The 25176-nt window shown below is 54.3% G+C and carries 24 protein-coding genes and 2 tRNA genes; 24 read left to right on the top strand and 2 right to left on the bottom strand.

Features of this window, described 5'->3' with window-relative positions; all coding sequences use genetic code 11:
• Positions 1 to 12 precede the first annotated feature (12 nt).
• Both guaA and FE848_RS01210 read left to right on the top strand, forming a co-directional pair.
• Positions 13 to 1590 carry a glutamine-hydrolyzing GMP synthase gene (gene guaA / locus FE848_RS01215; RefSeq protein WP_200200914.1) on the top strand — a complete coding sequence of 526 codons (1578 nt, stop codon included), beginning with the start codon at positions 13 to 15 and terminating at the stop codon, positions 1588 to 1590.
• Positions 1591 to 1634: 44 nt separating this feature from the next.
• Complete coding sequence (locus FE848_RS01210; RefSeq protein ID WP_227715067.1) at positions 1635 to 3215, top strand: phospholipase D family protein; 1581 nt, start codon at positions 1635 to 1637, stop codon at positions 3213 to 3215.
• Positions 3216 to 3326: 111 nt separating this feature from the next.
• Here FE848_RS01210 and FE848_RS01205 read toward each other — a convergent pair whose 3' ends face one another.
• Positions 3327 to 4358 (bottom strand): zinc-dependent alcohol dehydrogenase family protein, encoded by a 1032-nt coding sequence (locus tag FE848_RS01205; RefSeq protein ID WP_200200913.1) that lies wholly within the window; start codon positions 4356 to 4358, stop codon positions 3327 to 3329.
• Between the two features lie 180 nt (positions 4359 to 4538).
• Between FE848_RS01205 and FE848_RS01200 the strand changes: the two genes are divergently transcribed.
• From FE848_RS01200 to FE848_RS01170, 7 genes are all read left to right on the top strand, one after another.
• Positions 4539 to 5906, top strand: coding sequence for an efflux RND transporter periplasmic adaptor subunit (locus FE848_RS01200; protein WP_200200912.1), 1368 nt, complete (start codon positions 4539 to 4541; stop codon positions 5904 to 5906).
• Entirely contained in the window at positions 5903 to 9004 is a 3102-nt protein-coding gene (locus FE848_RS01195) for an efflux RND transporter permease subunit (RefSeq protein WP_200200911.1), read from the top strand. Before FE848_RS01200 ends, FE848_RS01195 begins: the two co-directional genes overlap by 4 nt.
• Before the next feature lie 25 nt (positions 9005 to 9029).
• Positions 9030 to 9641: a TetR/AcrR family transcriptional regulator gene (locus FE848_RS01190; protein WP_200200910.1), complete on the top strand. Its 612-nt coding sequence runs from the start codon at positions 9030 to 9032 to the stop codon at positions 9639 to 9641.
• A gap of 124 nt (positions 9642 to 9765) precedes the next feature.
• A complete protein-coding gene (tadA, locus tag FE848_RS01185; RefSeq protein ID WP_200200909.1) occupies positions 9766 to 10269 on the top strand; it encodes a tRNA adenosine(34) deaminase TadA in 504 nt (167 codons plus the stop codon).
• A gap of 6 nt (positions 10270 to 10275) precedes the next feature.
• Positions 10276 to 11274, top strand: a complete 999-nt coding sequence (gene galE, locus FE848_RS01180; protein WP_200200908.1) for a UDP-glucose 4-epimerase GalE — start codon at positions 10276 to 10278, stop codon at positions 11272 to 11274.
• 34 nt (positions 11275 to 11308) lie between these two features.
• Positions 11309 to 12652 carry a UDP-glucose dehydrogenase family protein gene (locus tag FE848_RS01175; protein ID WP_200200907.1) on the top strand — a complete coding sequence of 448 codons (1344 nt, stop codon included), beginning with the start codon at positions 11309 to 11311 and terminating at the stop codon, positions 12650 to 12652.
• A gap of 22 nt (positions 12653 to 12674) precedes the next feature.
• Complete coding sequence (locus tag FE848_RS01170) at positions 12675 to 13106, top strand: HIT domain-containing protein (protein WP_200200906.1); 432 nt, start codon at positions 12675 to 12677, stop codon at positions 13104 to 13106.
• 23 nt (positions 13107 to 13129) lie between these two features.
• Here the strand turns inward: FE848_RS01170 and fabR are convergent, their stop codons facing one another.
• Positions 13130 to 13753, bottom strand: a complete 624-nt coding sequence (gene fabR / locus FE848_RS01165; RefSeq protein WP_200200905.1) for an HTH-type transcriptional repressor FabR — start codon at positions 13751 to 13753, stop codon at positions 13130 to 13132.
• Positions 13754 to 13950: 197 nt separating this feature from the next.
• Between fabR and aspS the strand changes: the two genes are divergently transcribed.
• From aspS to FE848_RS01090, 15 genes are all read left to right on the top strand, one after another.
• Complete coding sequence (aspS, locus tag FE848_RS01160) at positions 13951 to 15753, top strand: aspartate--tRNA ligase (protein WP_200200904.1); 1803 nt, start codon at positions 13951 to 13953, stop codon at positions 15751 to 15753.
• Positions 15754 to 15780: 27 nt separating this feature from the next.
• Entirely contained in the window at positions 15781 to 16308 is a 528-nt protein-coding gene (ruvC, locus tag FE848_RS01155) for a crossover junction endodeoxyribonuclease RuvC (RefSeq protein ID WP_200200903.1), read from the top strand.
• Between the two features lie 30 nt (positions 16309 to 16338).
• Positions 16339 to 16968: a Holliday junction branch migration protein RuvA gene (gene ruvA / locus FE848_RS01150; RefSeq protein WP_200200902.1), complete on the top strand. Its 630-nt coding sequence runs from the start codon at positions 16339 to 16341 to the stop codon at positions 16966 to 16968.
• A gap of 140 nt (positions 16969 to 17108) precedes the next feature.
• Complete coding sequence (ruvB, locus tag FE848_RS01145) at positions 17109 to 18146, top strand: Holliday junction branch migration DNA helicase RuvB (protein WP_200200901.1); 1038 nt, start codon at positions 17109 to 17111, stop codon at positions 18144 to 18146.
• Positions 18143 to 18577, top strand: a complete 435-nt coding sequence (gene ybgC, locus FE848_RS01140) for a tol-pal system-associated acyl-CoA thioesterase (RefSeq protein WP_200200900.1) — start codon at positions 18143 to 18145, stop codon at positions 18575 to 18577. The genes ruvB and ybgC overlap by 4 nt, the downstream gene beginning before the upstream one ends.
• Before the next feature lie 37 nt (positions 18578 to 18614).
• Complete coding sequence (gene tolQ / locus FE848_RS01135; RefSeq protein WP_200200899.1) at positions 18615 to 19304, top strand: protein TolQ; 690 nt, start codon at positions 18615 to 18617, stop codon at positions 19302 to 19304.
• Between the two features lie 34 nt (positions 19305 to 19338).
• Positions 19339 to 19785, top strand: a complete 447-nt coding sequence (gene tolR, locus FE848_RS01130; protein WP_200200898.1) for a protein TolR — start codon at positions 19339 to 19341, stop codon at positions 19783 to 19785.
• Positions 19786 to 19807: 22 nt separating this feature from the next.
• Positions 19808 to 20839 carry a cell envelope integrity protein TolA gene (tolA, locus tag FE848_RS01125; RefSeq protein ID WP_413784997.1) on the top strand — a complete coding sequence of 344 codons (1032 nt, stop codon included), beginning with the start codon at positions 19808 to 19810 and terminating at the stop codon, positions 20837 to 20839.
• 73 nt (positions 20840 to 20912) lie between these two features.
• The gene (gene tolB / locus FE848_RS01120; protein WP_413784999.1) at positions 20913 to 22169 is read left to right on the top strand and encodes a Tol-Pal system beta propeller repeat protein TolB; all 1257 of its coding nucleotides are present in this window, start codon (positions 20913 to 20915) and stop codon (positions 22167 to 22169) included.
• A 67-nt stretch (positions 22170 to 22236) separates the two neighbouring features.
• A complete protein-coding gene (gene pal, locus FE848_RS01115) occupies positions 22237 to 22806 on the top strand; it encodes a peptidoglycan-associated lipoprotein Pal (protein WP_200200895.1) in 570 nt (189 codons plus the stop codon).
• Between the two features lie 27 nt (positions 22807 to 22833).
• Positions 22834 to 23604, top strand: a complete 771-nt coding sequence (gene ybgF / locus FE848_RS01110) for a tol-pal system protein YbgF (protein WP_200200894.1) — start codon at positions 22834 to 22836, stop codon at positions 23602 to 23604.
• Between the two features lie 83 nt (positions 23605 to 23687).
• A tRNA-Lys gene (locus FE848_RS01105) sits at positions 23688 to 23763 on the top strand.
• Between the two features lie 75 nt (positions 23764 to 23838).
• Positions 23839 to 23914: transfer RNA gene (locus FE848_RS01100), tRNA-Lys, on the top strand.
• Positions 23915 to 24259: 345 nt separating this feature from the next.
• Positions 24260 to 24622 (top strand): ethanolamine utilization microcompartment protein EutS, encoded by a 363-nt coding sequence (gene eutS / locus FE848_RS01095; RefSeq protein WP_200200893.1) that lies wholly within the window; start codon positions 24260 to 24262, stop codon positions 24620 to 24622.
• Positions 24601 to 25170, top strand: coding sequence for a EutP/PduV family microcompartment system protein (locus FE848_RS01090; protein ID WP_227714592.1), 570 nt, complete (start codon positions 24601 to 24603; stop codon positions 25168 to 25170). The genes eutS and FE848_RS01090 overlap by 22 nt, the downstream gene beginning before the upstream one ends.
• The last annotated feature ends 6 nt before the right edge of the window (positions 25171 to 25176 follow it).

Here is a 25176-nt window from a genome sequence, read left to right as displayed (position 1 = left end):
TTCGAGGACTCTATGGCCAATAACATTCACGACCACCGTATCCTGATTCTGGATTTTGGTTCTCAGTACACTCAGCTGATTGCACGCCGTGTGCGCGAAATAGGTGTTTACTGCGAAGTTCGCGCGTTCGATATCACAGATGAAGAACTCAAAGAGTTCAACCCGAAGGGTATTTTGCTGGCTGGTGGTCCTGAATCGGTTACAGAGCTGGATTGCCCGCGCGCCCCGGACGGGCTGTTTGAGCGTGGCATTCCGGTATTGGGTATCTGTTATGGCATGCAAACCATGGCCGAGCAGCTAGGTGGCCGGGTTGCAAGTTCTGAAAAGCGTGAATTTGGCTATGCCCAGGTAAAAGTGCGCGCCAAGGGCCCGCTGCTACAAGATATTACTGATCACCTTACGTCAACGGGCGATTCCCTGCTCGACGTGTGGATGAGCCATGGTGACAAGGTTGTCGCTATGCCAGAGGGCTTTGAGCTGCTGGCCTCAACAGAAAGTGCGCCTATTGCGGCCATGCAAGACGTGTCTCGTAACCTTTACGGGCTGCAATTCCACCCGGAAGTGACCCACACCCTGCAAGGCAAGCGCATTCTTGAGCACTTTGTACTGTCCATTTGTGGCTGTGAAGCTTTGTGGACCCCCGCCAAGATCGTTGATGATGCTGTCGCCAAGATTCGCGAACAGGTGGGTACTGACAAAGTTCTACTGGGCTTGTCTGGCGGCGTGGACTCCTCGGTCACAGCGGCGCTGTTGCACAAGGCGATTGGCGACCAGCTTACCTGCGTATTCGTCGATAACGGTCTGCTTCGCCTGAACGAAGGTGATCAGGTAATGGATATGTTCGGCAACAGCATGGGTGTGAAAGTCATCCGGGCCGATGCGGAAGATCTTTTCCTTGCCAACCTCAAGGGCGTCAGCGACCCGGAGCAAAAGCGCAAGGTTATTGGTAACACCTTTATTGATGTGTTCGATGAAGAAGCCGCCCGTATCAAGGACGTAAATTGGCTAGCCCAGGGCACCATCTACCCGGACGTAATCGAGTCAGCCGCATCCAAAACCGGCAAAGCTCATGTGATCAAGTCCCACCACAACGTGGGTGGACTGCCGGAAACCATGAAGCTGAAGCTGGTAGAGCCCCTGCGCGAACTGTTTAAAGACGAAGTACGCCGCATTGGACTCGAATTGGGTTTGCCTTATGACATGGTTTATCGCCACCCCTTCCCGGGGCCAGGTTTGGGCGTGCGCATTCTGGGTGAGGTGAAAAAGGAATACGCTGAAATTCTTCGCCGTGCCGATGCCATCTTCCTTGAAGAGCTGCACCGCGCAGACTTTTACCACAAAACCAGCCAGGCGTTTGCCGTATTTCTTCCGGTGAAATCTGTGGGTGTAGTGGGCGATGCCCGTCGCTACGAGTGGGTAATTGCACTGCGCGCCGTTGAGACCGTCGACTTCATGACAGCTCGTTGGGCGCATCTGCCATACGAACTTCTGGAAACCGTGTCTAACCGCATTATCAATGAGATCAGCGGTATATCACGGGTGACTTACGACGTGTCTTCCAAACCGCCGGCTACGATTGAGTGGGAATGAGTCTGGAGTTCGCAAGGGCAAATGCATAAACCGGAGTAGAGGGTTTGCCTGACAGGGTGGCGACCGTTTCAAGGCACGCGCTGCGTGCCAGACGTATTTGTATTCTGCTCGTTATCCTGTTTGTGCAGGGGTGCGCCCAGCTGCCCCCTCAAAATGCACTGTTGCCGTCATATGCGTTTGATCGCCCAAGTGAAACGCGCTTGGGCCGTCAGATTCAGCCCCACCTGCAGGACCGATCAGGTTATTCCGGGTTTTTCATTCAGGGTACTGGTCGCCAGGCTTTTCTACAGCGAGCTGCGCTGATAGAAACCGCCGAACAAAGTATTGATGCCCAGTACTACATCTGGAACACAGACGTGTCAGGGTCTTATCTGGCACAACGTCTTTTGGTAGCTGCTGACCGCGGTGTGCGTGTGCGGCTGTTGCTCGATGATGTGAACCTGGACGGTCGCGACACCATGCTCGCCGCGCTGGACCATCACCCCAATATCGAGATTTCCATTTACAATCCCTTTGCGGTTCGCTCGGGCATTGGTAAATGGCTGAGCTTCATAACCGACTTTCAGCGTCTCAATCAGCGCATGCACAACAAGACCTTCGTGGTCGACGGCGCCTTGGGCATCATGGGCGGTCGTAATATCGGGGATGAGTACTTCGATCTACACCCACAGATGAATTTTCGCGACCGGGACGTTCTGATTGCAGGGCCGATTGTTGCTGACCTTTCCGCAAATTTCGATGCGTTCTGGAACAGCGCGTCAAGCTACCCCATTCGCCAATTGGAGCCTGATGCTGAGCAGGAGCTGGGCTTGAGCTCACAATTGGATCAGCTGCGTGCAAGCGCTTCCGGTACCACCGGGCTCACCCGGGTGCCGCCGCAAGATGCAACTCAAGCGCTTGAGTATATGGCGCAAGTGTTTTCGGACGTAACTTGGGCGGAAGCGGAACTGGTGTTCGATTCGCCGGTGGTAAATGGTGAAACGGATACGGACGAGCCTCAACGCGCTGCCCAGACACTGCACCAACTCGTTGAGCAGACCGATGAGGAAATCCTGGTTGAATCCGCGTATCTCATTCTGGGTGATGAGCAGCTCGATATACTGGAACAGATCAGGGAGCGCGGTGTTCGTGTCCTGGCCCTGACCAACTCCCTGGCCTCTAACGACCTCACCACGAACCATGCGGGCTACGCACGCCGTCGCGGCGCGATGCTCGATAATGGGCTGGAACTGTATGAACTGCGGCCGGATGCAGCCGCCTGTTCGAGCTGGATAAAGCTGCCGGATTTCTGCACTGAAGGAATGGTGGGTTTGCACGCCAAATCCGCAGTATTCGATCGTAAAATCGTATACATCGGTTCGCTCAATATCAATCTTCGTTCGATCTACCTGAATTCTGAAACCGCGTTAGTAATCCACAGCCCCCGGTTGGCAGCGCAGCTTGCGCACGATATTGAAGCCGCAATGGCGCCGGAGAACAGCTGGCAGGTAACCCGGGAGGCGGATGGGCAATTGCTTTGGTCGGCGGGCGAGGAGCAATCCTGGACTCACGAACCGACCACAGGATTTTGGCGGCGCTTCAAGTCCGGCCTGTTCAGGCTGTTGCCGATAGAGAAATATTTGTAGCCTCGACTAATGGCTTGCCCACACTCCAGATGCAGAACACGCCACTGAAACCCATGGCTCACGTCTCGTGAGGTGGGTTTCAGTGCACTGTGTTTATTGCTTATTATGCGATCACTCAGCCGTCAGCAACATCTTGATCGCCTTCTCCTTCGCCGCTTCTGCAAAGATATCGTAGGCCTTTTCGATGTCGTTGAGTATGAAGCGATGAGTGACCAGATCCTCGGGCTTCACGCCGCCGCTCTCCACCACTTTCATCAGAACCGGGATGGTGTCTGTATTCACCAGGCCAGTGCGCAGAGTGATGTTCTTGATCCACAAATCCTGCAGCTTGAACTCGACACTCTTGCCATGTACACCTATGTTGGCCACATGGCCGCCCGCGCGGACAATGCTCTGGCATATATCGAAGGTTTCGGGGATGCCGACCGCTTCCATAGCTACGTCTACACCCTCACCATTTGTCAGTTTTTTGATGGCCTCAATGGGGTCCCGGGAAATGGTGTCAGTGGCGCCGAGCATCTTGGCCATGGCCAGACGGTTCTCGTCCGGATCGACCATAATGATCCGCGCTGGAGAATAGAAGCGCGATGTCATCAGAGCAGCCAGTCCTATAGGGCCGGCGCCGACGATAGCCACCGTGTCTCCGAGTTTTACCTCGCCGTTCAGCGCGCCAATCTCGTGGCCTGTGGGAAGGATGTCGCTGAGCATGACGGCTGCAGCGCGGTCCATATCATCGGGCAGCAGGTAAAGGCTGTTATCCGCATGTGGTATGCGCACGTATTCGGCCTGGGTTCCGTCGATCAGGTGGCCGAGAATCCAGCCTCCATCGCGGCAATGGGCATAGATACCACGTTTGCAGTAGTCACATCGGCCACAGGAAGTGACGCAGGAGATCAGCACTTCGTCTCCAACCTTGATGTTGCTTACCCCTTCACCTACCTGCTCAACAACGCCCAACCCCTCGTGCCCAAGAATGCGGCCGGGCGTTACTGCAGGCACGTCGCCTTTCAGTATGTGAAGGTCTGTGCCGCAGATGGTTGTGTGGGTGATGCGAACCACCGCATCCGTGGGGTTTTCAATCATTGGCTTCGGTTTATCTTCCCAGCTGCGCTTGCCGGGCCCGTGAAATACCAGTGCTTTCATGACACTTTCTCCTTTGGAGGTTCAAAACTGCCAATACCAAGTACTGCTGCTTCAACCTTGCACGGGCGGCATGAAGGGCGCTTGATCCACATCAAAATCCGAGCCGATGCGTGGGTTGTATAAAAGATAGTGACTGATTACTATCTTTTATATCGAGTAATTTAATGAAGAGAAGATAAAATGGCGCTGCGGCAGTTTGGTAACAGAAAGGCGTTGGCTCTGGTTGGCCTGATTGGGGGCGTTCTTCTGATTGCGCTTCTGGTTTTCTTGCGCGAGGGGCCGGCTCACAATGAGACCAGCTCCCAGCCTCTGCACCTGACCGTTATTGAGGTGCAGCCAATGCCGTTCAAGCTGACGGCGCGGGGCTTTGGTATTACTCGCCCGGTACAAACCTGGCAGGCTGTGGCCAATGTCGCCGGGCGTGTTGTGCATCGTCATCCGGAGCTGAATAGCGGTACATTACTGCCGGCAGGCACATTACTTTTGGCGCTGGATCCAGGTCGCTACCAGTTAGCAATAGCAGAGACGGAAGCCGAGTTGGCATCCCTGGCGGCAGAGCAAGCCAAGCTTGCGGCTGAAGCGCAAAATACCCGCCACCTGATACAGCTGGAACGCGAGCGGCTGGCCTTGTCTGAAGGCGAACTCAGCCGTATTGAGCGACTTCTTAAAACAGGTGCCGTGTCCCGATCACGCCTTGATGAACAGTTGCGCGCAACGCTTTCACAGCGCCAACTTGTGCAGTCTTTGGATAACCAGCTTTCGCTGTTGCCGTCGCGGCAGCAGTATCTTGATGCCCAGATACAGCGCGCAAATACACGCATGGAGCAGGGGCAGCAGGATCTTCAAGATACCCGCTTTATTGCCCCCTACGATTTGCGTGTTCGTGCCGTTGAGGTAGAAGAGCATCAATACGCGGGCCTCGGGCAACCGCTGTTTCTTGCTGACGGGATTGAGCAGGCTGAAATAGAAGCGCAGGTGCCACTCACTATGTTGCGCAGGCTCATGTCCGCGGTATCAAAGCCCGATAATTCCCAGGAACCTGCACTGGATATCACCGAGAAGTTCGAGTTTTTGGCCATCCAGAGCGAGGTGCAGTTGACAGGTTTTCCTGCCGTGCGCTGGCCCGCAACTGTCAGCAGGGTAGCCAGTGGTCTGGACCCCGGCACGCGTAGCGGGCGAGTCGTGGTCACCGTGGACCAGCCATACAGCCTTGTGCAATTACCCGAGCGCCCCGCACTGCAGCGTGATATGCACGTTCAGGTCAATTTTGCAGCCGATAGCCCAACGTCCATGCTGGCGGTGCCTTCCTCTGCGCTGCACCAGGGTGAGGTGTACATTCTGGGTGAGGACAACCTTCTGCAGCGGCGCCCGGTTGAGGTGGCCTTTGAGCAGAATGGTCTGGCGGTGATTGAAAGTGGGTTGGCGGCCGGAGAGCTGCTGATCACAGACGACCCTGTGCCTGCGATTACAGGCATGAAGGTTGAGCCCCATCGCAATGAGGACCTTGAGAAACACCTGCAGCGACGTGCACTGGGTATAGCACAATGATCCGCTGGTTTGCTGGCCATCCGACAGCGGCTAACTTGCTGCTATTGCTGATGTTGGCGGCAGGTTTGTTTGCAGCGCCAACGCTCAAGCGCGAAACCTTTCCTGATTATCGCCCGGTTGAAGTCAGTATCGATGTTGTCTATCGCGGCGCCAGCGCGGCAGACGTTGAAGATGCGGTCTGTCGTCGCTTGTACGATGCCGTCAAAGGCGTGGATTTTCTCGATGAAATTGAGTGTGTGGCGCAGGATAATCTTGCCCGTGCAACAGTCACTATGGAAGCGGCTGGGGACTCTATCCGCTTTCTCAGCGATATCGACACTGAAGTTAATGCGCTTACGGATCTGCCAGCGAGAGCTGAAAGGCCGGTAGTTCGGGAGCTTCATCGCAGTGATCTGGTAGCCGCCGTTGCTGTTTATGGCGACATGGCAACTAATCAGCTCGAAGACTACGCACTGCAACTTGAAGAGCGCATCATGACGCTGCCTGGTGTGGCTCAGGTAACTCTGCAGGGGCTTTCCCAGCGGCAGTGGCAGGTTGAGGTGCCACGGGCCGTGCTGGCTCAATATGGGTTATCGGCCAGCGATTTGGGGCAGCGCCTCAGGCAACAGAGCATCGATGTGCCGCTGGGCACCCTGGAAACTCCGGACCGCGACATATTGCTGCGCTTTACAGACCAGCGGCGCAGCTTGCAGGAGCTTGCAGACCTGGTGGTGGTCTCAGGCAGTGGCGGTGGCGAGCTCACCTTGGGGGAGATCGCAACACTGCGGGAAACCGGCGAACGGCCTGAGGCGCAGATCTATTTCAATAACCAGCGCGCGATCGTACTGGAAGTCAGCAAGACACTGCAGGATGACTCGCTAAATGTGCTTGAAGAGCTGACAACCCTGATAGACACAGAGCGCCAGCGTATCGACGGGCCATTGCAACTAACGCTAACCCAGAACATGACCAGCATCGTGCGTGAGCGCTTGGAGATGTTGGTCAGCAACGGTATCGCGGGGCTTGCCTTGCTGATTGTTGTGATGGGGATGTTCTTTCGCCCACGCCTGGCTCTGTGGGCGGTGCTGGGTCTCCCCGTTGCCTTTATGGGCGCCTTCTTTGTGATGAGCCTGAGTGGCTTGTCGTTGAACATGATTACGCTGGTGGCTCTGCTGATGGCGATTGGTATCGTGATGGACGATGCCGTTGTGATTGCCGATAGCATCGCAATGCAAGCGAAAGCGGGAGCCTCACCACTGGATGCCGTGGTTGAAGGCACTCGACAGGTGCTGCCGGGCGTTGTGTCGTCCTTCCTGACAACCGTGTGGGTATTTGCGCCTTTGGCGTTTCTTGTGGGCGAATTGGGCGCGGTACTTAAAGTATTGCCGGTGGTATTGATTGCCGCCTTGTTTGCCAGCCTTATAGAAGCGCTTTGGGTTCTTCCTCATCATCTCAGGGGCAGTATTTTACCCTTGCAAGCCAGCACTCAGTCCCGTTTCCGGACAGCGTTTGAGCGACACTTTGCTGTGTTTCAGGAGCGCGTTGGCAGGCTCGCAGACAAAGCGGTTAGCTGGCGTTATGCAGTGCTGGGTGGTGTGTTGCTCGTATTGTTGGGTACGGCGGGCTTCATGGCTGGCGGCCATGTCAGCACCGAAGCCATGCCAGATCTCGACGGCGATACTCTGGAAGCCCGGATTCTCTTACCCCAGGGAACACCGCTGGCCCGTACAGAACTTGCTGCAACCCGGATAGCAGATGCCATGTGGCACCTCAATGATGTCTATACCCCGGAACAGCCAGATGAGGCTCCGCTGGTTGATGCCATTCAGGTTCGCTTCAATTACAACCCCAGCGCCCGGGAGGCGGGCGCTCATGTTGCAACGGTCATGGTTGATCTATTGAGCGCCGAACGCCGAACCATGGACCTGAATGAGCTGACCGTCGCATGGCGCAAGCAGATAGGTGATATCCCGGGGCTGTCCAGCCTGATCATTCAGGAGCCTGGCTTTGGCCCGGCGGGAATACCCATTGAGGTTCGCCTGAAAGGCGCGGATCTGGCAGATCTCAAAGCGGCGTCGCTGGATGTGAGTGAGCATCTGACCGGCTATGAGGCTGTCTATAACATTATCGACGATCTGCGCCCCGGCAAACCTCAGCGAACATTCACCCTGACAGACGGCGCACTGGCATCAGGGCTGACTGCCGAGATGGTAGCTTCGCAGTTGCGTGCGGCCTTTCTTGGGGAAATTGTAGATACCCAGCGCATTGGCAGGCGCGATGTGGACATATTGGTACGCCAAGGGGAAGAAGACAGATCCAGCCTCGAAGACCTTGCCGATCAGACCATTTTAATGCCCGATGGTCGTCAGATGCCGCTGGAAGTTGTGGCGAAAATACACGACCAGCGCGACTGGGCCATGATCACACGGGTGGGTGGCCAACGTACCGTGACAGTTCAGGCCAATGTGGACGCCCGCGAAGCCAGTGCCCAAGCGGTTGTTAATGATATGAGCGGTCAATGGCTGACGGAGTTCAAGCAGCGCCACCCGAATGTTGATATCAGCTTTGAGGGGCAGGTTGCCCGTTCCGCAGAAACCGGCGGTTCCATCGCGAGGGGATTGCTGATCGGGCTGCTGGGTGTGTTCGTTATACTGTCATTTCAGTTCCGCAGTTACGCCGAGCCGCTTATCGTGATGCTGGCCATCCCGTTGGCTTTTGTGGGCGCCTTGTGGGGGCATGTGCTGCTGGGCTGGTACATTTCAATGCCATCAATGATCGGTGCTGCGTCGCTGGCTGGCATAGTCGTTAACGATTCCATCCTGCTGGTCCAGTTCATCAAGGAACACCGCAGCAAGGGCATGAGTGCAATTGTTGCCGCAGGGCAGGCCAGTCGCGACAGGCTTCGGGCAATTCTGATTACGTCTATCACCACCATTGCAGGTCTATTACCCTTGTTGGCCGAAACCAGCGTTCAGTCAGCGGCAATAAAACCTCTGGTGATTTCCGTGGTCTTCGGTTTGCTGGCCACTACCGTGCTGGTGCTGGTGATGATTCCTGCAGTGTACGTGCTGTTCGATGACTGGGGCTGGACAAGTAAAGAGCCTGCTAAACCGGAATAATTGTTAGCGATTTTCAGAGAGTGTGATGCAAAAAACCAGACAGAAGAACCTTCCAGCCGACGAGCGCAGAAACGTTACAGTTGAGGCTGTTATCGACCTTGCTGCAACGACAAACCCTGGCGACATAACAACGGCAGCTATCGCCAAACACATGAAGCTGACACAGGGAGCGTTGTTCAGGCACTTTCCGAACAAAGAGGCTATCTGGGCGTCGGTTATGCAGTGGGTCGCTGAGCGCCTGATGTCGCGCATTGAGAAAGCTGCAGAGGGCATTGACTCACCTCTTGAGGCAATGCGGGCCATGTTTCTGGCTCATATCAATTTTGTTTCAGCGCACCCCGGTGCACCACGGATGCTATTTGGCGAGCTTCAGGGGGCCAAATCGACACCGGCAAAGCGCTTGGCGCATGAGTTGCTCAAGCAGTATGCGGAGCGCTTGCACCGACTTATTGAACTGGCGAAGGAGAGCGGAGAGTTACCACAAAACTTGGATAACCATGCAGCCGCCATCCTGTTTATTGGCACTATTCAGGGGTTGATCATGCAATCGCTGATCTCCGGTGAGATGGAACAAATGCGAAGAGACGCGCCCGGCGTGTTCTCCATATACCGGCGCGGTATTGCAAACGTCGAATAGGGCGAAAGCAGGGGATGCATATGCGGATCGCTTGGTAAAAAAACCGAATAATGGTATTTTCGTGGCGCTTTCTGGCCTGGCCAGTATCATATTTGTACAGGGCGCTATCAGCAGAGCCGCGTTTATGCCGGATATACATAACACTGACGAGTACTGGATGGCCCGTGCGCTTACTTTGGCAGCCCGCGGGGCTTCCGTGGGCGAGGTGCCCGTTGGTGCGGTTGTTGTCCGTGATGGAAAAGAGCTGGGCACCGGCTTCAATGTGCCAATTACCGGCTGCGACCCCACTGCTCACGCAGAGATCTGCGCATTACGCGATGCTGCAGCTCGGGAAGGGAATTATCGTCTTACTGGGGCAACGCTTTATGTCACCCTGGAACCCTGCACTATGTGCGTTGGCGCCATAGTGCACAGCCGCATCAGTCGTCTTGTTTATGGTGCTCTTGAGCCCAAGGCTGGCGCGGTTGAATCCGCCCGGCGCACACTGGATGAACCTCAGCTGAACTGGCAAGTGGAAACCACGGGTGGCATCTTGCAGAATGAGTGCAGCCAGATAATCAGCGACTTTTTCAGCCGTAGACGGGCCGAAATCCGGCAGCGGCGCAAACAGAATTCAGGGAAGGAGTAGTTCTGCATGAAAGTATTAGTAACTGGCGGTGCCGGGTATATTGGCAGCCATGTGGTTCGCCAACTGGCCAAGGCCGGTCATGATATTGTCGTTTTTGATAATCTCTCAACAGGTTACCGCTGGGCAGTCACTGCCGGTGAGCTGGTTGTGGGTGACCTGGCTAACGAAGACGAGATTGACCAGGTGTTTGCCAGCCACCAATTTGAAGCAGTACTGCACTTCGCTGCGAACATCGTTGTACCCGAGTCTGTAACCAACCCGCTCAAGTATTACAGCAATAACACTCGCAATACCCTGAACCTGCTGAAGGCTGTTGATAAGTATAAAGTGCCGTACATGGTATTTTCCTCAACCGCCGCAGTTTACGGAATGCCGGAGCAGACCGTTCTCACGGAAGATTTGCCCCTTGCCCCCATCAACCCCTATGGCGCATCCAAGATGATGAGCGAGCGGATGATCATGGATCTGGCAGCCGCTTCTGGCCTTAACTATGTTGTGCTGCGCTACTTCAATGTGGCTGGTGCCAATCCGGATGGCCTACTGGGTCAGGCAACGCCGGAAGCGACTCACCTGATCAAAGTGGCCTGCGAATGCGCAACCGGGCAGCGAGACGGCATGAGCATCTTCGGCACAGATTATGACACCAGCGATGGCACCTGCGTGCGCGATTATATTCACGTGGAAGATCTCGCCAGTGCCCATGTAATGGCGCTGGATTATATGGCCGGTGGTGGCGAGTCTAAAGTTATGAACTGCGGCTATGGCCGTGGGTTTACCGTTCGCGAAGTGATTGATGTGGTCCGTAAACTGTCCGGTGTGGATTTCCCGGTAACTGAAACGGGCCGCAGAGCCGGTGACCCCGGAGCACTGATGGCGGATAATGCACTGATTAAAAAGACCCTTGGTTGGCAGCCTGTCTACGATAATCTGGAAACGATTGTTGGTACTGCGCTGGCCTGGGAAGCGATCTGGCAAAAGAAAAAAGATGCGGTTGGCCAGCACTAAACTGTTTTTAAATTAAAATATCGGGATTTAACGGATGAAAATAACGATTTTTGGTACCGGATATGTCGGGCTTGTTACCGGAGCGTGTCTGGCAGATGTTGGCCATGAAGTACTTTGCATGGACGTTGATCAGGCCAAGATCGACAAGCTGAAGAATGGCCAGATACCTATTTTTGAGCCTGGGCTGGATAACATCGTAAAACATACTGTGGAGGCCGGGCGCCTGGCGTTCACAACGGATGTTCAGGAAGCCGTTAAGCACGGCACGCTTCAGTTCATCGCAGTCGGTACACCACCGGATGAAGATGGCTCTGCAGATATGCAGTATGTAACGGCCGTCGCCAAGTCTATCGGCCAGTACATGGACGATTACAAGGTTATTGTGGACAAATCCACAGTACCGGTTGGTACAGGCGATAAGGTGGCTGCTGCCGTTCGTGCCCAGCTTGAAAGCCGTGGTCTTGAGCTTGAGTTTGATGTGGTTTCCAACCCGGAGTTCCTCAAGGAAGGCGCGGCGATCAACGATTTTATGAAGCCGGACCGCATCGTCATAGGTACAGACAGCGAAAGGGCTGCAGACCTGCTGCGGGAAGTGTATTACCCATTCAACCGCAGCCATGATCGTATGATTTTCATGGATATCCGTTCGGCAGAACTGACCAAGTACGCAGCCAACTCCATGCTGGCAACCAAGATCAGCTTCATGAACGAGATTGCGAACCTGGCTGAGCGCTTGGGCGCCGACATTGAAGCGGTCCGTCGTGGCATAGGTTCAGACCCCCGAATCGGCTACCACTTCATCTATCCTGGTTGTGGTTACGGTGGCTCGTGTTTCCCCAAAGATGTTCAGGCGCTGGCCCGGACCGCTGCAAACTCCGGGTACGATGCCCGTTTGCTCAATGCTGTAGAAGCAGTGAACTACGCTCAGAAACATGTACTGTTTGACAAGATCAGCCATTATTTCGATGGCGACTTGAAGGGTAAAGTCGTGGCAATTTGGGGGTTGGCTTTCAAGCCAAATACCGACGACATGCGCGAAGCTTCCGCACGCACGTTGATGGAAGATCTCTGGAAGGCTGGTGCTACTGTTCAGGCGTTTGATCCTGAGTCCATGGAAGAAACCCAACGCATCTACGGTGATCACGAAGGTTTAACGCTTTGCGGTACAAAAGAGCAGACACTTCGCGGTGCAGACGTGCTGGCGATTTGTACGGAATGGAAAGAGTTCCGTTCTCCGGATTTCGATGCCATCAAATCAACACTGCGCGAGCCTGTTATATTTGATGGTCGAAATCTTTACGAGCCGGAAATACTGGATCGCCACGGATTGGTTTACTACGCCATCGGTCGCGGACGCAATCAATTCCAGTCGAAGTAATCCGTCAGGCAGGAGCCCGGTGATGACTCAGGATCAGGAATTTCATCTTCATGAGCGGCTGGCTGCCGATACCGTCAGCCTTGGCCGTAGCAGTCTGTGCGAAATCAGGCTGATGAACGATAGAACCTGGCCCTGGGTTTTGCTGGTGCCGGCGCTGGTCGGCATTCGCGAGATCTACGAGTTAAGCGCAGAGCAGCAGCATCAGTTGATGCGCGAATCCTCAGCCCTCAGTCGTGGGATGATGCTAGCCTTCGGTGGTGACAAGATGAACGTGGCCGCCCTCGGGAATATGGTTCCCCAGTTACATTTACATCACATCGTCCGTTTTGAGGGTGATCCTGCCTGGCCGGGGCCTGTGTGGGGTAAGCAGCCTCCGGTACCTTACGAAGAGTGCGAGCTGGCGGAAGTCAGGCGCGCCTTTGCAGCTGTGTTGTCTGAAATCGGCGCCAGCTGAGCATATTTGTTTGCTGGCGGCCTTTATCGTATAGATGCGTGCCGGGCCATCATTTGTGAGCCGATCAAAATCATCCTGAGCTCGGTCTTCAGTTTGACTTTTAATTCCTCCCGCTCTTTCGGCGTAGCATCCAGCGCGTCTGCTCCCTGGTTGAATACCAGTGTTACCATAGCTTCAGCAACCATTCGTGCATCAGACAGGGGTTTGTTCTGTTCTTCCGCAAATCGCCGTAGGTCGTCGGCCAGTTCTGTTACGAAATGATCAATTTCGGCTTTGATAGCCGTCCGAAAGGGTTTGGAACCGCCCGTGCGCTCCCGGAGCATCAGCCGGAAAAGGTTGGCGTTTTTGCCAAGATACTCCATGAACGTTTCTACAGAGGTTGAAATGGCACTGCCATCCCGGGCGATCCGCTTGCGGGCCTGGCGCATCAACTGCCGCAAAGCCACTCCGCCTTCGTCTACCAATACCAGCCCCAGTTCGTCCAGGTCGACAAAATGGCGATAGAAAGATGTCGGCGCAATGCCAGCCTCTCGCGCTACTTCCCGAAGGCTGAGGCTTCCGAATCCACGGTCCGGGCTCAATTGGGCAAGGGCCGCATCCATAAGGGAGCGCCGGGTGAGGAGTTTCTGCTCGGCTCTGGTTGACAAGGTTGGGGCTCCAATAACTCATGAATGCTGTAGTCTAGCGGTCTGTTAACCGGGAGGGAACCTTTGAAGAAAGTCTGCATCCGGGTGTTTGCAGTTTTTGTTCGGAGGCTAAACAGGCCTGATTTTCGCCGCCATTATGTTTATAATAGGCGGCTTTTAAACTTTATTCTCAGACACCAGACACTACGGGAACCGGTATGCGCAGTCATTATTGCGGTGGGATCAACGAATCTCACATAGATCAGGAAGTTACACTTTGCGGATGGGTACACCGCCGCCGTGACCATGGTGGGGTTATCTTCCTGGATCTGCGCGACCGGGATGGTATTTCCCAGGTGGTTATAGACCCGGATACACCCGAAAGTTTCGCCCTTGCCGAGAAAGTGCGCAGCGAGTACGTGGTGAAGATCAAAGGCCTGGTGCGTCGTCGCCCTGCAGGCACTGAAAACAGCAACATGCCCACGGGCCAGGTTGAAATGCTTGGTAAAGAGGTCACCATCCTGAATGCCGCGGCAACGCCTCCGTTCCCGCTGGATGAGCATGTGGATGTCGGAGAAGACGTGCGTTTGCGCTACCGCTTCGTGGATTTGCGCCGTCCGGAAATGCTGAACCGCTTGCGTTTTCGCTCACGGGTAACCAGCTATATCCGTAACTACCTCGACAGCAACGGCTTTATGGATGTGGAGACCCCCATCCTGACCCGTGCCACGCCGGAAGGCGCCCGCGACTATCTGGTGCCCAGCCGTACCCACGAAGGGTCATTCTTTGCGCTTCCTCAATCGCCCCAGCTGTTCAAGCAGATGCTGATGGTGTCGGGTGTGGATCGCTATTACCAGATTGCCAAGTGTTTCCGTGATGAAGATTTGCGTGCTGACCGCCAGCCTGAATTTACCCAGGTCGATATCGAAGCATCCTTCATCAACGAAGAAGATTTGATGAACCTGAACGAGGGCATGATTCGTGCTCTGTTCAAGGATGTTATGGATGTTGAGCTGCCAGCGTTCCCGCGCATGCCTTACGCAGAAGCAATGGATCGTTTCGGTAGCGATAAGCCTGATCTTCGCATTCCCTTGGAACTTCAGGATGTGGGCGATCTGGTGGCCGGTGTTGATTTCAAGGTATTCGCCGGCCCTGCTAATGATCCAAAAGGTCGTGTTGCCGCTCTGCGCGTGCCCAAGGGCGGCGAGTTGAGCCGTAAGCAGATCGACGAATACACCAAGTTTGTTGGTATTTACGGTGCAAAAGGCCTGGCTTACATCAAAGTGAACGAGCTGGCCAAAGGCGTGGAAGGTTTGCAGTCGCCTATCGTCAAGTTCCTGGGCGATGATGTTGCCATGGCTGTTATCGAACGCACCGGCGCAGAAGACGGTGATATCGTATTCTTCGGTGCCGATAAGACTACCGTTGTAAACGAAGCGCTTGGCGCGCTGCGTATTCGGGTTGGCCACGACCTGAAGATGCTGACCTGCGAGTGGGCACCTATGTGGGTGGTGGACTTCCCGATGTTTGAAGTTCTGCCGGATGGCGGCCTGACTGCTATTCACCACCCGTTCACGGCACCAAGCTGTAGCCCGGAAGAGTTGGCTGAAAATCCCGAAACTGCCTTGTCACGTGCCTACGACATGGTTCTTAACGGAACCGAGTTGGGTGGTGGCTCTATTCGTATTCACAGTGACACAATGCAGAAAGAAGTCTTCCGCATTCTGGGCATTGGTGAAGAAGAGTCTCGCGCCAAGTTCGGATTCCTGCTCGATGCACTCAAGTACGGTTGCCCGCCACATGGTGGTTTGGCGTTCGGCCTTGATCGCTTGATCATGCTTATGACCGGTTCCAGCTCCATTCGGGACGTGATCGCCTTCCCGAAAACCCAGAGCGCAACCTGTCTGATGACTCAGGCACCGGGCGAAGTAGATGAAAAACAACTGCGTGAGCTTCATATTCGCCTGCGCAAGCCAGTAAAGCCCGTTGAAGGCAATGTGCCAATCTCTGGCGAAGAGTAAAATTTAAGGCAATAACAGGGCTCTGATGTGGCAATTATTCTGGGTGTCGACCCCGGCTCAAGGATCACCGGTTACGGTATTATCCGCGTCGAGGGTCGGCACATAGAGTATATCGACAGTGGTTGTATCCGCATGGGTGAACAGCCCATGCCGGAGCGCCTGAAGATCATCTTTCAGAGCCTGGTAAGCCTGATCACTGAATTTCAGCCGCAGGAGTTTGCCATCGAGCAGGTTTTTATGGCTCGAAATCCGGATTCAGCTCTCAAGCTTGGACAGGCCCGTGGAGCGGCGATTGTTGGTGCCGCAACCAGTGGGCTGGCGGTACACGAGTACTCTGCCCGACAGGTCAAGCAGGCTGTGGTTGGCAAGGGCAGTGCCGAAAAATCCCAGGTACAGCACATGGTTCAAGTGTTGCTGTCACTCTCCCGAAAACCCCAGGCAGACGCCGCGGACGCATTGGCTATTGCGTTGTGTCACGCACACATGAATCAAAGCATACTGAGAGTGGCAAACGGTGCGGGTAAGGCGCGCAGCGGGCGCGTGCGACAACAATAAACTGCTCTACGGAGCGGCAGGAGGCAATCCTTGATAGGTCGTATCCGAGGTATTCTGGTCGAAAAAACACCCGGGCAAGCATTGGTAGAATGTGGCGGTCTGGGTTACGAAGTTGATATTCCTTTCACTGCTTTCTATCACCTGCCAGAACCCGGGCAGGAAGTTACCCTTCATACACATTTTGTGGTTCGAGAAGACGTTCAAAGCCTGTATGGGTTTGCCTCAAGGCTTGATCGGGACCTGTTTCGTTTGCTGATTAAAGTGAACGGCGTAGGCCCGAAGATGGCCGCGGGCATTCTCTCCGGGCTGGAGGCGCCGCAGTTCATTCGTTGCGTGGAAGGCCGCGATATAAAGTCTTTGGTGAAACTGCCAGGTGTGGGCAAAAAGACAGCTGAGCGCCTGCTGATTGAGATGGCAGATCGCATCAAACAGCTTGAAGGGCAGTTTATACCTGCATCTGCGGGTATCGATGGGGGCACGGTTGACCCGGCCCAGCTTACAATTTCCTCACACAATCCTGCCGACGAGGCAGAGGCTGCGCTCATAGCACTTGGGTATAAACCTCAGGAGGCCGCACGCGCAATCAGCAAGGTGGCAGAAGAGGGGATGACCAGCGAGGCGCTGATTCGTCTGGCTCTGCGCAACATGATTCCTGCTTGATGACGTGACTTTAATATGTCGCCTGTATGGCGCCAAACCTGTAGAGAGCGTAACGTGACACGCAGGTGGCTGTTTGTACAATTGGGTCACTTTTTGGTTTTAAGTGGCAATCTATTGATTCCCGATAAGCGGATAAGTTCATGATTGAATCCGACCGACTGATCTCAGCCAGGGCCGGTGAAAACGAAGAGGTTCAGGATCGCGCTATCCGGCCAACGTTGCTTGCGGAGTATGTTGGGCAACCCGCGGTGCGGGAGCAGATGGATATCTTTATCTCGGCGGCTCGCGGTCGTCGGGAAGCCTTGGATCATGTTCTGATCTTCGGGCCTCCGGGGCTGGGGAAAACTACGTTAGCCAATATCATTGCCAATGAAATGGGTGTTTCAATAAAGACAACGTCCGGGCCGGTACTTGAGAAGGCCGGAGATCTAGCGGCAATGCTAACCAATCTGGAAGAGGGTGATGTCCTCTTCATTGATGAGATTCATCGCCTCAGCGCTGTGGTAGAGGAAATACTGTATCCAGCGATGGAAGACTATCAGCTGGATATTATGATTGGCGAGGGGCCGGCAGCCCGTTCGATCAAGCTTGATTTGCCGCCTTTTACGCTGGTGGGCGCAACCACACGGGCTGGCCTGCTGACATCCCCGTTGCGAGATCGGTTTGGAATCGTTCAACGCCTGGAATTTTATAACACGGCGGATCTCACGCACATTGTGAGTCGCTCAGCACGGCTTTCCGGTGTGGATATTGATGAAGAGGGTGCCTACGAAATAGCGCACCGTTCAAGAGGCACGCCCCGGATCGCCAATCGCCTGTTACGACGGGTGCGAGACTACGCGGAAGTGCGAGCAGATGGGCACATTAATGCGGCCATTGCTGATCAGGCCTTGAACATGCTGAAAGTAGACAGTCAGGGGTTTGACCACATGGATCGCCGGCTGCTCCTTGCGATGATCGAAAAATTCGATGGCGGGCCAGTGGGTGTTGAAAGCCTGGCAGCCGCGATCAGCGAAGAGCGAGGAACAATCGAGGATGTTCTCGAACCCTTCCTGATCCAGCAAGGCTTTATGCTACGCACACCTCGGGGTCGTATGGTGACATCCCATGCGTATCAGCACTTTGGCATTGTGCGGGAAGCGCCGGATTCACCGCCTTCAGACGGAGGTGCTCTTTGAGTGAAGGCGAAACTGCGGCAACCTTTGGGCTGCCAGTCCGGGTGTATATCGAAGATACAGATGCTGGCGGCATTGTTTACCATGCCCGCTACCTGCATTACATGGAGCGCGCACGCACCGAGTGGGTGCGAAGTTGCGGAATAGGCCTTCGGGCCGGGTTGGCTGACAACATAAGTTATGTTGTGCAACGTTTGTCGATTCATTATGTCTTGCCAGCTGTGCTTGACGATGAGCTTACTGTCACCGCAGAACCAGTGGCCTTTGGCCGCGTCTGGATGGATTTCAGGCAGCGGGTGGTGCGGGCAAAGGACGGCAAGCTGCTGTGCGAAGCAAGCGTAAGAGTTGCTTGTATAGCCCTTGATAGCGGGCGACCAAGGCGCTTGCCTGAAAACATGCTGGAGCTGTTGGGCAGTAATTGCCCGACGCTTTAAAAACGAAACAAAACACGAAATAACCCAGGAGTAAGTGGTGGATTCGGAACTGTCAGTCTGGAGTCTGATTGCAAATGCCGGTGTGTTGGTTCAGCTGGTTATGTTGTTACTTGCCGCTGCATCGGTAATGTCCTGGGCGCTTATTTTTCAGCGCTTGCAGGTATTTCGTAAAGCCCGGCAGGCACAGTTGGCGTTTGAAGAGCGCTTTTGGTCTGGCATGGATCTGGGGCAACTCTATCGTGAAGTAAACGCCGAACCCACTCCTTTCTCGGGCATGGAGGCCTTGTTCCGTGCCGGGTTCAAAGAGTTCTCCCGACTGCGCCAGCAAAGCCGTGATGCCGATGCAGTGATGGAAGGTGCGCAGCGCGCCATGCGAGTGGCTTTCTCCCGTGAACAGGAGCGTCTGGAGACCCATTTGCCATTTTTGGCAACGGTTGGCTCTACGAGCCCTTATGTTGGTCTGTTTGGTACCGTGTGGGGCATCATGAACTCCTTCCGTGGGTTGGCCCAGGTTCAACAGGCCACGCTTGCAACGGTTGCGCCGGGCATATCGGAAGCTTTGATTGCAACGGCCATGGGTTTGTTCGCAGCAATTCCCGCCGTTATCGCGTACAACCGGTTTTCCGCCAAGTCAGATGCGCTGCTCAAAAACTACGAAACCTTTGCGGAAGAGTTTTCCAGCATTCTGCATCGCCGTGTACACAGCGCCGAGAAGGGCGCAGCCTGATGACATTTTCGGCTAACAGACGGAGCACAGCGCTATGAAAGGCATGGGGATGATGCCCGAAAACCGAAAGAAGCCGATGTCGGAAATCAACGTTGTTCCGTACATTGATGTGATGCTGGTGTTGTTGATTATTTTCATGGTTACGGCACCCATGCTCACCCAGGGCGTGAAGGTTGATCTTCCGGAGACCTCTTCCGCGCCAATTACCGCCGACAAAAATGTGGAATCCATCATAGTGTCGGTGGACTCAAATGGTGCCTATTACGTGGAAGTTGGAGATAAGGGGAGTGATCCAATGCCCCTGGCTGAAGTTCGAGCGCAGGTGGCAAAAATCCTTTCCCAAAGAACCTCCAGCGAAATTCTTGTGCGAGGTGATGAAAACGTTGATTACGGCACCGTTGTCCGCTTGATGGCGGCTTTACAGGGCGCAGGTGCGACCAGTATAGGGCTGATTACTGATTCAGCCCCGGACGAAACGTGACATCAGCGCAGGCGGAATGGTTGTGACAGGTCAGGAACGGGAATACACCAGTACGGGAGTGCCGGCCTGGAAATCGCCAGTCGCGCTCTCAGTGGCTTTGCATCTGCTCATTGCGGGCGTGGCCCTTGCGGGTTGGTCGTGGTCGAATCCTATCCAGGAACCGCCCCCCAACAGTATTTCAGCGCGCCTGATCACCCAGCAGAAGCCTGAGCCAAGCCCGGTTGTGGAGCCTGTTGACCAGCCAGACAAAGAGCAGGAACGTAAAGAGCTGGAAAAACAGAAACAGGCGGAGCTGCAGAAGCGCCAGAAAGAGGAAGAAGTACGCAAGGCTGCGGAGCAGAAAAAGCTTGAAGAAGTGAAGCGTAAAGAACAGGAGCGCAAGCAGGAGCAAGCCAAGGCTGAAGAGTTGAAAGCTAAAAAGGCTCAGGAGGCCGCTCGCCTAAAAGCCGAGGCAGAAGCAAAAGAACGAGAACGTCGCAAAGCAGAAGCAGACGCTGAGAAAAAGCGCCAGCAAGAAGCCAAACGCAAGGCAGAAGAGGAAAAGCAGCGCAAGGAAGAGCAGCGAAAGCGCGAAGAAGCAGAACGTAAAAAGCAGGAAGAGCTGGCTCGCAAAGAAGCTGAGCGCAAACGGTTGGATGCAGAACGCAGGCTACAGGAGCAGCAACTGGAGGCTCAGGCAGAGCAAGCCAGAAAGGCCCGTGCAGATGAGGCGCGACGTCAGGAACAGGCGGCAGCGGCCAAGGCCCGGGAAGCGCAGATGCTGTCTGATAGCCAGAAATATCAGGCGCTGATTCGTGAGAGGCTAAGCCAGGCGTGGTATCCACCTTCGTCCGCGACAGAAGAGATGACCGCTCGTTTGCAGATTACCTTGCTGCCAACCGGTGAGCTCGCCAGCGTGAAATTAGTGGCCAGTAGTGGGAACACAGCCTTCGATAACTCCGCCCTGGGAGCAGTAAGGTCCCTGAACCGGTACCCAGTGCCATCTGAGCGGGACACGTTTGAAACCTATTTCCGCCAGTTTACGATCGAATTCAATCCTAAACGATTGAGATAAGGATACGGGTAACACCATGAAGCAAAAATCATCATTCAGGCTGCCGACCATTATTATCGCAGCAATTGCAGTGATGCTGGCAGCCGCTGGCAGTGCTCAGGCAGAGTTGTTGATTCGTATTACCGAGGGTGCAGATTCTGCAATTCCGGTATCTGTGGTTCCGTTTGCTGAAAATGGCAGCATGCCTGTAGGGGATAAATTAAGCAGTATTGTGCAGGCAGATCTGGCAATGAGCGGTGAGTTTCGCCCCTTGCCTCCGGAGAAGATGCTTAGCCTTCCATCCAAACGATCCGATGTGTATTTCCGGGATTGGCGCCTGCTCGGGCAGCGCTATGTGCTGGTAGGTGAGCTTACACGCAACGGCGACAGGGTAGAGGCGCGCTATGAGCTATTTGATGTGAATCGAGAGGAACGAATACTGGGTGAGACCGCTGGTGCCCCGGCCTCTAATATCCGTTCATTAGCTCACCACGTTAGCGACAAGGTGTATGAAGCGATTACGGGCGTTCCCGGAGCATTTTCCACCAAACTGGCTTACGTAACGCTTGAGCGGGAAAACGGCAAATCACGCTACCGGTTACAGGTGAGCGATATAGATGGCAAGCGCGCGCGAATTCGCCTTGAGAGCAAGGAGCCGATTCTGTCGCCGGCCTGGTCTCCGGATGGTAAAAAGTTGGCATACGTTTCTTTTGAAACTGGCAAGCCTGCCATATTTGTTCATGAGCTCAGTTCGGGGCAGCGCACCAAGGTAGCTGACTTCCCAGGACTGAACTCGGCGCCTGCGTGGTCACCAGATGGTCAGTCGCTGCTGATGACTTTGTCGAAAGACGGTAACGCCGAGATCTATGAGATGAATCTTCAGTCCCGCAAGGTGACGAAACTCAGTAACCACTGGGCAATTGATACTGAAGCCGCATGGGATAGTGCAGGTAAGGGTATTTTCTTTACGTCGGACCGTTCAGGTGGGCCGCAGATCTACTACATGGCAAAGCCTGGAGCGGAGCCGCGGCGGATCACCTTTGGCAGCCGATACAACGCTCGCCCGCGCCCTGATAGCACAGGCAAATATGTGTATTACGTACACCAGCGCGATCGGGCATTCACGATCGCTCGCACTAATCTTGAGAACGATGAGGAAACAGTCCTCACTCGCACAGAATCCGATGAGTCTCCCAGCGTGTCGCCAAACGGCCGCATGTTGATATACGCCACCAAGCAAAGTGGTGAAAGCGTTCTGACTGTAATTTCAGCAGATGGCGGTGCCGCATACAGCCTTCCCGCTTCGGAAGGGGATGTTCGCGACCCGGCGTGGGGGCCTATTGTTCGGTAGTGGGTGGGTGCAACGGCATCCATCTGAAAAGTCGAAGTTCAAATCAACCAACGGAAAGGAATGAATCATGAAGCTGTCAGCTCAAGCCAAAGTAATTGCACTGCTGTTTTCCGCAGGCCTCTTCGCCGGTTGTAGTACCACTGGCGAAAACCTGGACGAAGGAGGTTACGGCTCCGATGTTCAGCCCATCGATCAGGATGGCGGCTCTACCGTTTATGGCGGTGGTGATCAGGGCGGGATTTCTTCATCAGCAATGAGCGAAGATGAGCGCATGGAGATTGAGAGGCAGGCAGAGCAGGCAGCCCTGCGCGACATTACGACCTTCTATTTCGATTTCGACACATCTGAAATCAAGCCGGAAGCCCGTGACGTACTCATGGCTCACGCCCGTTACCTGTCCAGCAATCCTGGCCAGAAGGTTCGTCTGGAAGGCCACGGTGATGAGCGCGGCTCGAAAGAATATAACCTGGCACTGGGTGAGCGTCGTGCGAATGCCGTTCAGCGTTTCCTGATTGTGAATGGCGCTTCACGGGGCCAGATGGAAACCGTAAGCTATGGTGAAGAGAAACCGGCGGTTATGGGCTCTACAGAAAGCGCATGGGCACAAAATCGCCGTGTGGAGCTCGTATTCGAGTAAACGCACATACAACATCAGGTTAAACCCATGAGAAAACAGCTCATGGCGGCAGTGATTTTCCCGCTTGCCTTAGGGCAGGCGGGGATAACGCTGGCGCAATCATCTACGCCCGCATTCCAGAACAATGCCTCAGAAGCCCAGCGCAAGGCCAATACCAGCCAGGCCACGTCTGAATTGTTTTACATGATTCAGCAGCTCCAGGGTGAAGTACGGCGTCTGCAGGGGGAATCGGAAGAGCAGAGGCATCTGATAAAACGTTTGCAGGAGCAGGGCAGGGATCGTTACATTGATCTCGACCAGCGCATACTCGATCTTTCAGAGAAAGTATCTGCCCAACCCCAAGCCACAGAAACAGCCAGCAGGGCTGCCGGAAAGAGCAAGCCTGCAGCTATACGAGAGTATCGTCAGCCGCAAGCTGAAGAGCGGAAGGCATACAACGACATTCAGGACCTTATCCATAGTCAGAAAAAATACGACGAAGCCATTAGCCGCATCTATGAGTTTATAGACAAGTATCCCGAGGGGGATCTTACGGTCAATGCATACTATTGGCTGGGTGAGGTGTATCTGGTCAAGCCTCAGCTTGAGCAAGCCAGGCAGGCGTTCTCCATTGTAGCAACCCGTTATGCGGACCACCGCAAGGCGCCGGATGCCGTGTACAAACTGGGTGTAACCCTTGATCGGCTTGACAAGAAAGCCGAAGCACGCAGACAAATGGAGCAAGTTATAAACGACTACCCTGAGAGTGATGCAGCAGGACTTGCCAGAAAATTTTTGGGCTCAGGTCAGGCTCAATAAGCTGATAATCGGAAAAAAATCAGAAAACATGACGAGAGGGGGTTGATCGTCAGGGAAAAATCATTACTATATGCGCCTCGCTTGGGTCGTTAGCTCAGTTGGTAGAGCAGTTGGCTTTTAACCAATTGGTCGATGGTTCGAATCCATCACGACCCACCATATTCGATATTTCGGAGCAGTTGCTGAGCCGCTCCGGGATCGATCAGGGTCACCAGGCACTGATCAACCGTTTTAGGGTCGTTAGCTCAGTTGGTAGAGCAGTTGGCTTTTAACCAATTGGTCGATGGTTCGAATCCATCACGACCCACCATTATCAGTAGTACCAAGAATCAAGGTTCGTTAGTTTACAAAGTTGATTCGGTAGATTGAAAAGCATTGCGAGTTAAAGCTTAAGGGCTGCAGAGATGCAGTCCTTTTTTTTTGCCAATATATCCCTGCATTCCTGCTTTTCGTGCACCTCAGCTGCGCTGCCCACCCAAGCCTTCGAAAGCCCTTTCCCCACCTTTATCATGTATTGACCAGCGTCAATTCCTTATCACATTGCATGAGGGAGGACTGGATTTTAAACGATAACAGACTAACGTGAATACGACGCCAGAGATTTATGCTGGTCGATTAGGCCGTTCAAGCGCCTAACGAAGCGGAGCATTTTATAGTGTCTGCGAGTAATTCCGGTGGTACATCCGATATAGAACGGATTATTCAGGAGTATGTTCCTGGTAAGCAGGTAACTCTTGCGCATTTGCTTGCGAACCCGACTGAGGAGCTGTGTCACAAAGTTGGGGTTGAGCATGCAGAGGCAATTGGCATTCTTACTCTTACGCCTGGCGAAACGGCCATTATTGCCGGAGATGTGGCAACCAAGTTCGCATCGGTGAAAATCGGATTTCTGGATCGATTTTCGGGCGCCCTCGTCCTTACCGGTAGCATCGGTTCGGTAGAAGAAGCATTGGGCTCCATTCTGTCTACGTTGAAATTGTCACTGGGATACAGAGTATGTCAGGCAACTCGGACTTGAAGGGCAGGGATGTGAGCAAACAACCACTTCATCCTGACTTGGCAGATTTTGTTCTGGTGGGCGATGTCGGCAGCGGCAAAACGGCGCTCACTCTGGCGCTACTGGAGTCCGGTGAGCAAGTGCTGAAAACTCAGGCTGTTGTCTTTCATCCTAGCCAGGTTGTGGATACGCCCGGGGAGTTCATCAGCCGTCCCGCCTATTACGGCGCCTTGCTCTCGACCATCGCGGAGATCAGCACGATTGTGTACCTCCAGCCCGCGAATAGCAGGGCTTTCTCTTTACCTCCTGGCCTGTTGCAGGTTTACCCTGGCAAGCGGGTGATTGGTGTCGTCAGCAAGATCGATTTACCGGATGCCGATACTGACAAAGCCTGCCGAATATTGGCAGATCACAATATTTCTCCACCATATTTTTTGACTTCTACAGCAACAGGTGAAGGTGTTGCTGCTTTGAGGTCCTTTCTGATCAGTTTGCAAATGCCAGACGCCAGTATGGGAGCCAGCGAAAAACCTGCTGAAAGTGCGGGCGTTGGTGAAAACGAATGTTGATTTGAA

Origin of the sequence: Marinobacter sp. 1-3A (assembly GCF_016597775.1) — a bacterium.
In the GTDB taxonomy this organism is placed as follows: Bacteria; Pseudomonadota; Gammaproteobacteria; order Pseudomonadales; family Oleiphilaceae; genus Marinobacter; species Marinobacter xiaoshiensis.
Note: the sequence above shows the minus strand (reverse complement) of the source record. Positions and strands in the feature narration are given on the sequence as shown.

What these genes read in the sequence shown, in the direction of transcription:
- FE848_RS01205 (WP_200200913.1), bottom strand. Translation starts at nt 4,358, where the DNA reads ATGAAAGCACTGGTATTTCACGGGCCCGGCAAGCGCAGCTGGGAAGAT.
- FE848_RS01090 (WP_227714592.1), top strand. Translation starts at nt 24,601, where the DNA reads ATGTCAGGCAACTCGGACTTGAAGGGCAGGGATGTGAGCAAACAACCA.
- FE848_RS01195 (WP_200200911.1), top strand. Translation starts at nt 5,903, where the DNA reads ATGATCCGCTGGTTTGCTGGCCATCCGACAGCGGCTAACTTGCTGCTA.
- tolB (WP_413784999.1), top strand. Translation starts at nt 20,913, where the DNA reads ATGCTGGCAGCCGCTGGCAGTGCTCAGGCAGAGTTGTTGATTCGTATT.
- aspS (WP_200200904.1), top strand. Translation starts at nt 13,951, where the DNA reads ATGCGCAGTCATTATTGCGGTGGGATCAACGAATCTCACATAGATCAG.
- FE848_RS01175 (WP_200200907.1), top strand. Translation starts at nt 11,309, where the DNA reads ATGAAAATAACGATTTTTGGTACCGGATATGTCGGGCTTGTTACCGGA.
- galE (WP_200200908.1), top strand. Translation starts at nt 10,276, where the DNA reads ATGAAAGTATTAGTAACTGGCGGTGCCGGGTATATTGGCAGCCATGTG.
- guaA (WP_200200914.1), top strand. Translation starts at nt 13, where the DNA reads ATGGCCAATAACATTCACGACCACCGTATCCTGATTCTGGATTTTGGT.
- FE848_RS01200 (WP_200200912.1), top strand. Translation starts at nt 4,539, where the DNA reads ATGGCGCTGCGGCAGTTTGGTAACAGAAAGGCGTTGGCTCTGGTTGGC.
- tadA (WP_200200909.1), top strand. Translation starts at nt 9,766, where the DNA reads ATGCCGGATATACATAACACTGACGAGTACTGGATGGCCCGTGCGCTT.
- pal (WP_200200895.1), top strand. Translation starts at nt 22,237, where the DNA reads ATGAAGCTGTCAGCTCAAGCCAAAGTAATTGCACTGCTGTTTTCCGCA.
- ybgF (WP_200200894.1), top strand. Translation starts at nt 22,834, where the DNA reads ATGAGAAAACAGCTCATGGCGGCAGTGATTTTCCCGCTTGCCTTAGGG.
- FE848_RS01170 (WP_200200906.1), top strand. Translation starts at nt 12,675, where the DNA reads ATGACTCAGGATCAGGAATTTCATCTTCATGAGCGGCTGGCTGCCGAT.
- tolR (WP_200200898.1), top strand. Translation starts at nt 19,339, where the DNA reads ATGAAAGGCATGGGGATGATGCCCGAAAACCGAAAGAAGCCGATGTCG.
- FE848_RS01190 (WP_200200910.1), top strand. Translation starts at nt 9,030, where the DNA reads ATGCAAAAAACCAGACAGAAGAACCTTCCAGCCGACGAGCGCAGAAAC.
- ruvB (WP_200200901.1), top strand. Translation starts at nt 17,109, where the DNA reads ATGATTGAATCCGACCGACTGATCTCAGCCAGGGCCGGTGAAAACGAA.